The sequence below is a fragment of the Arthrobacter sp. PvP023 genome (genome assembly GCF_017832975.1).
Lineage (GTDB): Bacteria > Actinomycetota > Actinomycetes > Actinomycetales > Micrococcaceae > Arthrobacter.
The window spans coordinates 306,808-318,772 of sequence record NZ_JAFIBI010000001.1 but is presented as its reverse complement, the minus strand read 5'-3'; the positions used below and the strand labels follow the sequence as shown (position 1 = coordinate 318,772).

General features: G+C 61.0%; 9 protein-coding genes. 1 reads left to right on the top strand and 8 read right to left on the bottom strand.

All coding sequences use genetic code 11. The features are described from left to right. Nucleotides 1–4,428 precede the first annotated feature (4,428 nt). The 8 genes from JOE31_RS01505 to rpmH form a co-directional block, all read right to left on the bottom strand. Nucleotides 4,429–5,613: a ParB/RepB/Spo0J family partition protein gene (locus JOE31_RS01505; RefSeq protein WP_209741816.1), complete on the bottom strand. Its 1,185-nt coding sequence runs from the start codon at nucleotides 5,611–5,613 to the stop codon at nucleotides 4,429–4,431. Between the two features lie 65 nt (nucleotides 5,614–5,678). Then, complete coding sequence (locus JOE31_RS01500) at nucleotides 5,679–6,746, bottom strand: ParA family protein (RefSeq protein WP_307864349.1); 1,068 nt, start codon at nucleotides 6,744–6,746, stop codon at nucleotides 5,679–5,681. An 87-nt stretch (nucleotides 6,747–6,833) separates the two neighbouring features. After that, entirely contained in the window at nucleotides 6,834–7,484 is a 651-nt protein-coding gene (rsmG, locus tag JOE31_RS01495; RefSeq protein ID WP_209741815.1) for a 16S rRNA (guanine(527)-N(7))-methyltransferase RsmG, read from the bottom strand. Between the two features lie 19 nt (nucleotides 7,485–7,503). Beyond that, nucleotides 7,504–8,070 (bottom strand): R3H domain-containing nucleic acid-binding protein, encoded by a 567-nt coding sequence (locus tag JOE31_RS01490; RefSeq protein WP_043479784.1) that lies wholly within the window; start codon nucleotides 8,068–8,070, stop codon nucleotides 7,504–7,506. Next, nucleotides 8,070–9,044 carry a membrane protein insertase YidC gene (gene yidC, locus JOE31_RS01485; RefSeq protein WP_209741814.1) on the bottom strand — a complete coding sequence of 325 codons (975 nt, stop codon included), beginning with the start codon at nucleotides 9,042–9,044 and terminating at the stop codon, nucleotides 8,070–8,072. The genes JOE31_RS01490 and yidC overlap by 1 nt, the downstream gene beginning before the upstream one ends. Nucleotides 9,045–9,060: 16 nt before the next feature. Beyond that, complete coding sequence (yidD, locus tag JOE31_RS01480; protein ID WP_209741813.1) at nucleotides 9,061–9,456, bottom strand: membrane protein insertion efficiency factor YidD; 396 nt, start codon at nucleotides 9,454–9,456, stop codon at nucleotides 9,061–9,063. Beyond that, nucleotides 9,449–9,859: a ribonuclease P protein component gene (rnpA, locus tag JOE31_RS01475; RefSeq protein WP_209741812.1), complete on the bottom strand. Its 411-nt coding sequence runs from the start codon at nucleotides 9,857–9,859 to the stop codon at nucleotides 9,449–9,451. The genes yidD and rnpA overlap by 8 nt, the downstream gene beginning before the upstream one ends. Before the next feature lie 42 nt (nucleotides 9,860–9,901). After that, the gene (gene rpmH, locus JOE31_RS01470; RefSeq protein WP_003800212.1) at nucleotides 9,902–10,039 is read right to left on the bottom strand and encodes a 50S ribosomal protein L34; all 138 of its coding nucleotides are present in this window, start codon (nucleotides 10,037–10,039) and stop codon (nucleotides 9,902–9,904) included. Nucleotides 10,040–10,508: 469 nt separating this feature from the next. On the opposite strand from rpmH, the gene dnaA reads away from it, so the two are divergent. Beyond that, nucleotides 10,509–11,930 carry a chromosomal replication initiator protein DnaA gene (gene dnaA, locus JOE31_RS01465; protein WP_209741811.1) on the top strand — a complete coding sequence of 474 codons (1,422 nt, stop codon included), beginning with the start codon at nucleotides 10,509–10,511 and terminating at the stop codon, nucleotides 11,928–11,930. The last annotated feature ends 35 nt before the right edge of the window (nucleotides 11,931–11,965 follow it).

The window sequence follows — 11,965 nt, the reverse complement described above, 5'->3', positions numbered from 1 at the left end:
AGCAACCGTTTCGCCACAACCTAAAGCTTAGCGAACCGACCCTCCGGCGCAACGACCCGAGGAGCCCCGTTCCGCCATGTCCAGGGGGCAGTCATGTTTCACGTGAAACAGTCCATGCTTCACCGTATTCCCGAGACCAGTAGACCAGACGGTCAACCCGGAACGAATGATCGGAAAGGTTCCACCACGGAACTGTCCTACCCCGAAAGCGAGCAGCCTGGCAAGGGAAGGACGCTGCAAGGCAGTGGCCTATCCGTGCCCACCCAAGCCCCGCTTGGCTACCTGGTAGCCGACCCTTAGTTACCCCTGTTGCGTCCTCCGACGCGGATACCCATTGTCGCCAAGAGACGACCTGCCCGCGGGACCAGGAACATATGTCTAACAGCTCCAAGGAAGAGGCCTCCAATGCCCATTATGTATGCAATATCGCTGGCGGAGGATCGTTCGTTTCGTGACCGATGTACAAAGAAGCGGCCGGCAGCCAAACTCCGCGGCAAGCCCGCCGCAACCCAGTTGGTACGGTCTCCCACATCAGCTGCCGCCGCCTGTTGCGGGCGCGGCGTTTCGGCTGCGGTTCCCGAAGGGGCATTCCCCAGTCGGGGTAGACGTCGGACCGCCGATGTCGATGTCACAACCAACGTCGCTCCTCTCTAACCTCCACGTCGACGACCGCCATGGGCGGGCATGGGGACAACGTAAGGTGCCCCTTCAGCACGGCGGCAACGCCGGCGGTCCGAGCCAGTACGTTGATGGCCCGGGACCCATTACTTCCATAGCGACTGCACGCCCCTGAGCCTGCCCCGCAGCCCTGCAAGGGGGAACCTGGATCGGACCAACCACGACCGGACGACCAGTGATGCACTGTAGATGCGCCCGGATCTGTCCTGGCGGTCACGGCCTCTTTGTGCCTTGGGCACCGGCGTCACTGCGGCCGGCCCGGGTAAGACCACAGTGCCACAGCCTGAGACTGCCACGGTACGACTGGATGCCGCCCCGGCCTCCGGAGGTGTACTTGCGGTGGCACAGGCTCAGATAGTTCGAACATTGGACATTCGCATCCCCTCGCGCGGCCCGACCCTTTGACGGGATTGGTACCCGAGCCGTGACTCATCTGAGTGGGAGTCCGGAGGATGCCACGGCCGGGAGATTGCGAACGGTCGGACACTCCATGAGGAACCACCGGGCCTGGTACGGCATAGGTAGCCATGCCCCTTGGAAGGCACAGTACGGCGGCTGTCGGGGCCGCCGGGCCTGCTTGGATGACTCGCCATACGTTGAAGGGATGGGCAAGACCATCATCCTTTTGGTCCGACGCAATGGCGCAGCGCACAGGCTGAACCAGTAGCGGTGCGGCTCGGCGACAGGCTCGCCAACTCTCGGCCGCCCCTCTACCGCGCGTACAGCCGGATTGCCTTCCGTGCCCGGCCCAACCATCCATGTGGCTCTCGCTTCACGGTTTGGGACATGCTCGCCAATGTCTGCGAGGCACAGGGACACCGTAGTTCCGAAGCCCCGTCACGAACCCGGGGTGTTCTAGTCTCCCTGACCGAGTTGGGAAATCAGTTATCCCCACCGCGCCGCCGATTCTCCACAGAGGTTATCCACAGTGTTGTCCACAAGCGCCCTTGTTGTCGACGAATCGTGACTTTGCACATAGGTTGGGGCCGGGCCCTTGCCCATCCTGCCGTGGCGTGTGTCACGTTCGATGCGAGATGGGAAGCGTCAGGGCGGGGCCACTATGACGCTGCTTAAACGGTCAACAATTGATGCTTTTTTGGCTGAATTCCGCGGAATTTGGCTCACTGGAGAGGTCCGCATCCGGGACCAGCAATGTTTCACGTGAAACCATACAGCCGAGGTGTGTGGCAGTCCGCTTCCACCCCCAATTCCAACCGGCATGCGCGCGTCAAGATGTACCTGAAGTCCAACTGTCAGCTTTGGCTTATCCCCATAGTTATCCACAGGTGCCTACGATGTTATGCACCTTCTTATCCACCGCCCTGACGTCCGACAAAGGCAGTCGACGCTGGCGGACGCTGGCCCCTAGGCCAGCGTGCGAGACTAAACTTGCGTCGGCATCGCTCCCTGGAAACTGCCAAAGCTCAACGTTGAATTATGCGAGTTCGGACAAGCCAGGAACCACTGCGTACGACCGGGGGAGGCCGTGGGCAGACGGTGGACCGAAAGCCGGGCTCCATCCCCACACGGAGCTGTCCCGACAGAAGCACGTATTCCCATTCAAGGTATCCGCAGGGAGGAGCCTGGATGCCGGCGGAATATTGACCATGGGGTACGGAGAAATGGCCACTCAATCGTCGATAGAATCAATCAGCGAAGCGCGTTCTTGTGCTTACGCCATCGGTCAAATGCCGGAGCGTACCCATGATCGGCATCCTCTTGAGTGGTGAGTTGCTAGGACGCTCCAACGAATGGCCGCTGCCACCTCAACCCCCTCCGTCCATCACCAGGCATGGCCTCCTGTTCACGCTCTAACCGGTTCAATGACCAACCCGAATGGTGCTCCGGTTTGCCCGATGGTCCTCAAGAATCCGATGGTTGCTGCGACCCCGGCATGCGACAAGATGAGCTTTGGGCGATGCCCGGGGGAGTCCTAGGACTTGAGCCCTGTGACCGGAAGGCCCCACCGTCGCTCCAAAGATCCGCCACGATCTCAGGTCGACCACCACGACAGCCCTGTGTCAGCCGATGATCCTTTGCGCGGCTTCCAGGGGCTTCTCTCCGGCAATGGATCCCGATCCGGCCTCCGCACCGATTCCGTCCATGCAGAACGGCCACCGCCATCCTTCCCTCACTCGCCACGCAACTACATCACTCGTTCTGGGGGAGCGTGCGCTAACCAGGACGCTTCCTCGTGCACCGATTATGGACGGGAGATTGTGAGCTAATCTGAGTCGCAGATCAGGCGACAGCCGGGGGAGGAGTCGGCGGGCGAGAACGGATATGGGCGAGTGGCTAGTGGTGACGATGGGACCAAGACCTGAACCACCCCGCCCGGCAGGCACCAACTCTGGGCGGCACCAAGCAACTGCCATCGGAGCCCGGCACCTAGCACCGGCGCCTGGCAGCTCAAATATATATGACGACATCGTGCCAGACTGACCGGTCCGGTTTCACGTGAAACATCCTTGGTGCCCGGCCGTGCCACCGGTCGACTAAACAGAGTCTGGCCTGTGCAGTGACAGTCGGATCACCGCGGACCGGTCGGCAGGCCGGCTACACACTGCAGGGTGAAGGCCGAAGATGTCGCCACACCTTCCTGATGGCTGCGAGAGGCTGGAACGAAGCGGGCGAAGCGTATCCGTCATGGGGGAACACCGTCGAAAACGTTCGGCGGCATCAACAACAGAGAGACGGTGCGCACCGAAACCGCCGAACGCCGGCGAGTAACTGAACGAGCGGGGCAGGGGCCATCACCTCGACCACAATCTTCCCGGCGAGTAGCGCGGCAGAACACGCGGTCCTATCCCCAAATCCTTGCTTCTGAGCTCCTGGTTTCACGTGAAACAGGGTCACCGTGCCACGGCCTGGGCCGCACCGGTGGCTGGGCGAGGACCAGACGCTCAACACCTGAGTGCAGCAACTCGGGCGCATACCTGAAGTCACGACGCACATCGGCGCCAGCACCGCAGATCACCTGCCACCACGTACGGCAAATTGCGCTCGATTAGAAAGTTCCTGGAACCTCAGCCGACCTGCCACACATAAACATCGCCCTCCTAAAGCGTCGTAGGCTTGCGGAGCACCATCGCCGCATGCTTGGCCTACGGAATCGGGCTCATCACGCGTGTGCCTTCGCATACTCAAGCCCTATACATCTGAACGAGCGGAACATCAGGGCACAGCTGCGTAGCCGCTACAACAAACACTCCGGGACATCGACTCGATTGTCACCACGTCACCGATTGGGTGTACGGAAACCCAATATCGCGTGCCCGGCAGCGACAATATACCGCCAGATCCTCCCACCGGTCTACGGGCCACGGCTACGTTGCGGTAGAATACCCGATTTGGCAGTCCGAGCGGCAGCGACAGCGGGCCGCCACATCAGCCGCGGACGCCGCCATAAGGCCTAGGGCTCCCAACCTTTGCCAGGTCAGGCTCGTGCCCGCTGCGCGGCCCCAGGGATCTCCTGGGCGGCCTGAGGCGGCAGCACCTCGGCCGCGGGCCGTGAACGGGACAACACCGAGAGCAGCGCGCCACCAGGGCGGCAGAGGTCGTGCCTTCGCCTTATACTGCTTGGATTTGCCCGACTGCCGCCTTCTGGCGACGGAGCGCCGCAACATGGAAACGGCAGTTTCCGGATAGATGCACCGCACCTCGAAGGATTTCACCAACGGGCATTCCGGGTCAGACGCAAATGAAAGGGGCCTGTTTCACGTGAAACAGGCCCCGCACTTTGCTGGAAATCTAGTTTTCGGATCCCGGCGTCAGAACTTCCATAATCCGGTTCAAGTCCTCCACGCTGGCAAACTCAATACTGACACGGCCCTTCCTGGCACCAAGGGATATTTTCACGTTGGTATCGAGACGATCCGACAGGGACGATGCGAGATAGTCCAGCCGTTCATGGCGGGCACCGGGCCGGGGGACGTTGTTCTTAGCAGGCGTTGCCGGGCTCTGGTAAAGAGTCACCGCTTCCTCCGTTGCCCGAACCGACATTCCCTCAGCGACGATCTTCTGGGCCAGGCGTTCCATTGCCGCCGCATCCGGAAGGGCAAGCAGGGCACGTGCGTGTCCCGCGGACAAAACACTCGCAGCTACCCGGCGCTGCACCAACGGCGGCAGCTTGAGCAGGCGCAGCGTGTTCGACACCTGGGGCCGAGAGCGGCCGATGCGGTCGGCGAGTTGTTCATGCGTCGTACCGAAGTCCTCGAGCAGCTGCTGGTATGCGGCCGCTTCTTCAAGGGGGTTCAGCTGGCTGCGGTGCAGGTTTTCGAGTAAAGCATCCCGAAGCAGGTCATCGTCAGTGGTATCCCTGACAATTGCAGGGATAGTTTCCAGCCCCGCGGCCTGCACTGCACGCCAACGACGCTCACCCATGACGAGTTCAAAGGGTTCGCCACCCTTTTCGGTTGAAGTACGGACAACAATTGGCTGGAGAACGCCTATTTCGCGGACGGAGTGGATGAGCTCCGCCATGTCGTCTTCATCGAAGACGGAACGCGGCTGTTTGCGGTTCGGATGGATATCGCCAACCGGAATCTCCGCGAACCTGACTCCGGGGACTTCCACCAGTTCCGGTCCGGCGTCGGTGACTGTAGCAGCTGCTGTCGAGGTGTCAGGGTTCCCCTCAGACTTTTCGGTAGCCGTCTTCCTGGCGGGGGCTGACTTGGCCGCGGTTTTCCGAACCGGCGCCTTCGCTTCAGGAGAGGGCGCCACGCTGGGGGACTTCCTGGGAGCCGGGGGTCCCGATGTGGTTGAGTCGTCCTCGACGGGAATGACCGGGACTGTTGTAGCCGTCTTCCGGGCCTCCGGAAAAAACAGGTCCACTGGACGCGACGGTGCTGCGCCGTTGCCGGATGCGTTAGCCGGAGCGGAACTTGGAATGAGTGCGCCAAGACCGCGACCGAGGCCGCGTCGCTTATCGCTCATGGATAAATCCCTCCAATGGAAGAGCCCGGCAGATCCGGCTCTGGCTAGTGCAATTGTTGAAAATTCTAACGTTCAGCGATTTCCGCTGCGGCTTCCAGATAGGAGAGTGCACCGCTGGAGGACGGATCGTAGGTCATCACAGTCTGCTGGTAACTCGGCGCCTCGGAAATCCTGACCGACCGCGGCACCACAGCGCCGAGAACCTGTTCCGGGAAGTGCTGACGGACCTCGGCAGCTACCTGCGCGGCGAGGTTCGTACGGCCGTCGTACATGGTGAGGAGGATGGTGGACACAACCAGCTCGGCGTTGAGGTGCTTCTGGATCATTTCGATGTTCTTCAGCAGCTGGCTGAGTCCTTCCAGGGCGTAGTACTCGCACTGGATGGGAATCAGCACCTCGCTGGCGGCACAGAAGGCGTTGACTGTCAGAAGGCCCAGGCTTGGCGGGCAGTCAATGAAGATGTAGTCGAGGCGGGCCTCGCCGGCCTTCTGGCGTTCCTTGGCGTAAACGTCAATCGCGCGGCGGAGCCGCTGTTCCCTGGCGACCAACGAAACGAGTTCAATTTCCGCGCCGGCCAGGTGAATGGTGGCGGGTGCACAGATCAGGTTCGCGATGTCGGGGCACTGGGCCACGACGTCCTTGAGCGGTACGTCGTTGATCAAAACATCGTAGATGCTGTCCACGTCCGCGTGGTGTTCAATGCCAAGGGCGGTAGAGGCGTTGCCCTGGGGGTCAATGTCAATAACCAGAACGTTCAGCCCGGCAGCAGCGAGTGCGGCCGCAATGTTGACTGTGGTGGTTGTCTTACCGACCCCGCCCTTTTGGTTCGATACCGTGAAGATGCGGGTCTTCTCCGGCTTCGGGAGCTGCCGGCCGATCAACCGCTCGCGCCGTTTATTTTCGTGGGCCAATTCACGGGCGATGGGGCTCGAGTCATCAATGGAGTCCATGATGTTACCGCTGACCGATCCTGCAGTTTCACGTGAAACTGCGGTGGACTTGGAACGACTTGCAACCGAATTCAGATGATTCCACGAGTCAGTCGGCGCAATCGAGGGCGCGACCATAGCCCGTGCGGACCCCAGGGACACGAACGGGGGTATCCGCTGTGTGGAGGCTTCGCTACTGGTCACTGTGACACACTCACTCTCATTCGGCTTTTTCTGCCGTTCACTAGCCTAACCGCTTCCCCCAAAAGACCCGCGGCACCGGGCCAGCGGCTAGGCAATCTTTTGCGTCTTATTAACGATGATGCGGACTACAGTGGTGGGTTCCTCGAGAAGGTCCTCCCCAACGACCACCACGGATGTCTGAACGCCGCCGAGCTTGCGGATGGCTTTGGCAGCCTTCTCAATCTCTTCCCCGGCGCTGCGTCCCTTGATGGCCACGACTTCACCCTTGCCCGCGAGCAGGGGGATGGTCAGCCCGGCCAGGTTGGACAATGCGGACACAGCCCGGGCGGTGACCACATCGGCATTCACCATACCCACGGCCAGTTCAGCCCGGGTTCGCATCACCGTTACGTTGGTCAGTCCGAGGTCGTCCACGACCTCCTGCAGCCAGATGACGCGGCGTTCCAGCGGCTCAATCAGCGTCAGTTCAAGGTCGGGGCGCGCAATGGCCAAGCACAGCCCGGGCAATCCGGCGCCGCTCCCAACATCAGCGACGTGGCTTCCCTGGGCAATTTCGCGCTCGATGACGGCGCAATTCAGAACGTGGCGGCTCCAAAGCCGCGGCACCTCGCGGGGCCCGATCAGGCCGCGCTCAGTGCCGGAGGTGGCCAGGTGTTCGACGTATCGCTTGGCCAGTTCCAGGCGGTCACCAAAGATCGCCTCGGCCGCCTTGAGTTCCGCGGCAGTAATGTCAACCATGGTCTGCGTCCCGGCGTCTTCAGTCTGCGGAAACAACGATGTGCCTCCCGGCACCTTCGCCTTCAGATTCGCTAACGAAACCCAGATCAGCCACAGCGTCGTGGACGATCTTCCGCTCGTAGGCGCTCATCGGTTCCAGTGCCACAGCATTACCTGATTCCTTCACGGACGCCACTGCGTCCTCTGCAATCTTCTGCAGATGCCCGGCGCGCTCCTGGCGGTAACCGTTGATGTCCAGTACCAGGCGCGAGCGGTTTTCCGTGGCCGACAGGACCGAAAGGCGGGTCAGTTCCTGCAGGGCTTCCAGCACTTCACCGTCGCGGCCAACAAGGCTTTCGAGACCCGCTGATTCTTCCTCGGCCACGATGGAAATGTAGGTCCGACCGTTCCGGACCTCGATGTCGATGTCGCCGTCGATGTCGGCGATGTCCAGCAGTTCCTCGAGGTAGTCGGCTGCGACGTCGCCCTCTTCTTCCAGCCGGCTCGCAGAAGAGCCCTTGCCCGCATCCTGGATCTCATCCTGAGCGTCGTCCTGGTCTTCAATGGCCTCGGCGGAAACGGCGTTTTCGGTGCTATCGACAGACATTACTTCTTCTTCCTGTTCTTACGTTGTGGCTGGATGCGCTGGCCCTTGGCCTCGGCAACTGCGGCAGCAGCGGCAGCTTCAGCCTCGACATCGGCCTTCTTGCCTCCCAGGATGGGCAGGGCCGGAAGGCCCTTGGCGGCACGGCGCTCGGCGAGGGCCTTGGCGGCGGGGGATCCCGGCGTCGGCATGCGGCGGATGACGAAGAACTGCTGCGCCATGGTCCAGAGGTTGGTGGTGGTCCAGTAGATGAGGACACCGATGGGGAAGTTGATGCCACCCACGCCGAAGACGATCGGCAGGATGTAGAGCATCATTTTCTGCTGTCGCATGAACGGGCTGGCCATGGCCTCTTCGGACATGTTCTTGGCCATGATCTGCTTCTGCGTGATGAACTGCGAGGCCGTCATGGCGAGGATCATCACGATCGAGAGGATCCAGACGGCGGTCTGGTTGCCGGCGCCGCCGTGCAGCAGGGACGCCGAAAGCGTGGCCCCGAAGATGCTGGAATCGTCGAACTGCACCACTTGCTCGTGGCTCATCGCCCCGATACCGGCGCCCTTGGTTCGGGCCGCCGTGATGCCGGAAAGCACCTGGAACAGTGCGAAGAAGAACGGCATCTGGATCAGCATGGGCAGGCAGGCCGAGAAGGGGTTGGTCCCGTGCTTCTTGTACATCGCCATCTGTTCCTGCGCCATGGCCTGGCGGGACAGCTGGTCAGTCTTTCCCTTGTACTTGTCCTGCAGCTTCTTCAGGTCCGGCTGCAGGAGCTGCATGCCGCGCTGGGCCTTGATCTGCTTGACGAACACGGGAATCAGGGCGGCACGGATGACCAGCACCAGCCCGATGATGGACAGCGTCCACGTCCAGCCGTTGGCAGCCGGCAGGCCAATGGCACTCAGGCCTTCATGGAAGCCCACCATGATGACTGACACCAGCCACTTGAACGGAAACATGATTGTTTCAAAGAAGTCCATACGATATCCCTATTCGTTAGGCCGCAGTGCGGCCTTCTCCATCAGACTGCGCAGCCAGGTACTTGTCCGGGTTGTTCAGTACAACAATTGTGGGGGTCTGGTTTTCAGGCCAGTGGCGGTGACCGGCGGGGACATGGTCCACACCGCCGGCGTTCCATGGGTGGCAGCGCATCAGGCGCCGGGCCGCGAGCCAGCTTCCCTTGACGGCGCCATGCACCGTGATTGCTTCGAGGGCGTATGCCGAGCACGAAGGAAAGAAGCGGCAGACCTGGCCATACAAGGGCGAAATCACCTTGCGGTAGGTCATCAGCAGCAGAATAAGAAAGTTGCGGGGCAGGTTCCAGAGCGTCCTGCCCACCACGATGGCAGCCGGTTTCAAGAAGCGGACGACGGCGGCAATGGAGTTACGCACGCGGTGTCCCTTCCTGTCTTGATTCACGTGAAACCGCTGACGCGGCCCGAGGAAGGCGGCCGCCCAGCCGTTTCATGGTCGTTTCCAGAGCGGCGTTGTAGTCTGCCAGCAGTTGGTCCCAGCTGGCAGCCGCGGCCGCAGGCAGTGCCCGGACCACAATGGCGAACCCGGTACCGTATTCCTGCAACGACAAAGCGCCGGCTTCCCTCAGTCTCCTCTTAACGAGGTTCCTGACAACAGCGTTCCCAACACTCTTGGAAACGATGAATCCGATCCGGCTTGGTTCGTCAGCAGCAATAGCTACCGTATATAACACTACGTTCCGGCGTCCATTGCGGACGCCGGAACGTACAGTTGTTGAAAAATCGGTTGAGGTCCTCAGACGGTTCCTGGTGGCTAGCACCGTTAAACTCGCAAAGGGATGGTGACCGACGAGTCAGTGTATTTAGGCCGACAGTTCGGTGCGGCCCTTGCCACGACGGGCTGCCAGGATGGCACGGCCGGCACGGGTACGCATACGAAGGCGGAAGCCGTGCTTCTTGGCTCGACGGCGGTTATTCGGCTGAAAAGTCCGCTTGCTCACGTTAGTTACTCCAGTGGATCAAAGGTGCGCCCACCCGATCAAAAAGGGGAAGAACTGGCCGACGCTAAGTTTTGTATGTGCACACGCTGCCCTCGGCTCGTAGGACGCAGAACGTCAGAGAGATTCAAATGAGGTCGAAAAGCGGACACAAAGGACTTCACAACGTTAGGTCAAAATGATCCCCCTAGTCAAACCGGACCGGTCTTCACCACCCTTCGGCGGTTGTGGTTAACCTCTGCCCACAGCCTGTGGATGAAGTGGCTCACAGGGCGTGTTTTCGAACCACAACGGTGTAATTATCCACAAGGCTCTACCCAGCTATCTTCTAGGCTTTTGATCCCCTAGAGTGGCTCAGTAGCCGATTATCCACGCTCTGTGCATAACCCTGTGGATGAAGCCGGAACCAGACCCCTGGTTCGGGACTTGTGGCTGCAGGTAATGCAGGCAAGCAAGTTTGAGGAACTGATTGATGACAGTAGACGAAGCCAACCACGCGAATACTGTCGGAAGTTCCTGGCGGCGGGTTGTGAGTCTTCTGGAGCAGGACCACCGGGTTTCACCCCGGCAGCGCGGCTTCGTGATCCTCGCACAGGCACAGGGCCTTATCGGCTCAACCCTCCTGGTGGCAGTGCCCAATGAACTCACCCGCGAAGTCCTGCAGACCCAGGTCAAAGAAGCACTCGACGACGCCCTGCATAACGTTTTCTCCGACGACATCCGCTGCGCCATCGATGTGGACACCGATCTGGTGCCGCTCCACACCGAACCCGAACCCGCCGTCGAACTTTCCCTCGCGACTGATCCCACCGTGGAACTGAAGCCGCAGCCGATGCTGCCGAGCACGTCCCACGAATTCGGCCGACTCAACCCGAAGTACGTCTTCGACACCTTCGTGATCGGTTCATCGAACCGGTTCGCGCACGCCGCAGCCGTCGCCGTCGCTGAAGCGCCGGCCAAGGCCTACAATCCGCTGTTCATCTACGGTGACTCCGGCCTGGGAAAGACCCACCTGCTGCACGCGATCGGGCACTACGCCCGCCGCCTCTACAGCGGCATCCGGGTCCGCTACGTGAACTCCGAAGAATTCACCAACGACTTCATCAACTCCATCCGGGACGATGAAGGCACCAGCTTCAAGACCACGTACCGCAACGTGGACGTCCTGCTGATCGACGACATCCAGTTCCTGGCCGGCAAGGACCGCACGCTGGAGGAGTTCTTCCACACGTTCAATGCGCTCCACAACAACAACAAGCAGGTAGTCATCACCTCCGACCAGCCGCCCAAGCTGCTCGCGGGATTCGAGGACAGGATGAAGTCCCGCTTCGAGTGGGGCCTGCTGACCGACATCCAGCCGCCGGAACTGGAAACCCGTATTGCGATCCTCCGCAAGAAGGCCCTCAGTGAAGGTCTGTCCGCACCGGACGACGCACTGGAGTACATCGCGTCCAAAATCTCCAGCAACATCCGCGAACTCGAAGGCGCACTCATCCGCGTCACCGCGTTCGCCAGCCTGAACCGGCAACCGGTGGACGTTGCCCTCGCCGAAATGGTGCTCAAGGACCTGATCACGGACGACGGCGCCCAGGAGATCACCTCGGCGCAGATCCTGACCCAGACAGCCGACTACTTCAAGCTCAGCATGGAAGAGCTCTGCAGCAAGTCCCGGACGCGCACGCTCGTGACCGCCCGCCAGATCGCCATGTACCTGTGCAGGGAGCTGACGGACATGTCGCTTCCCAAGATCGGACAGGAACTCGGCGGCCGGGACCACACCACGGTGATCCACGCAGACCGCAAGATCCGTGAACTGATGGCCGAGCGTCGTGTGATCTACAACCAGGTTACGGAGCTGACCAACCGCATCAAGCAGCAGCAGCGGGATTCCTAAGCCGGGCTTCCGCCCCGCACTCTTACCTTATTAAC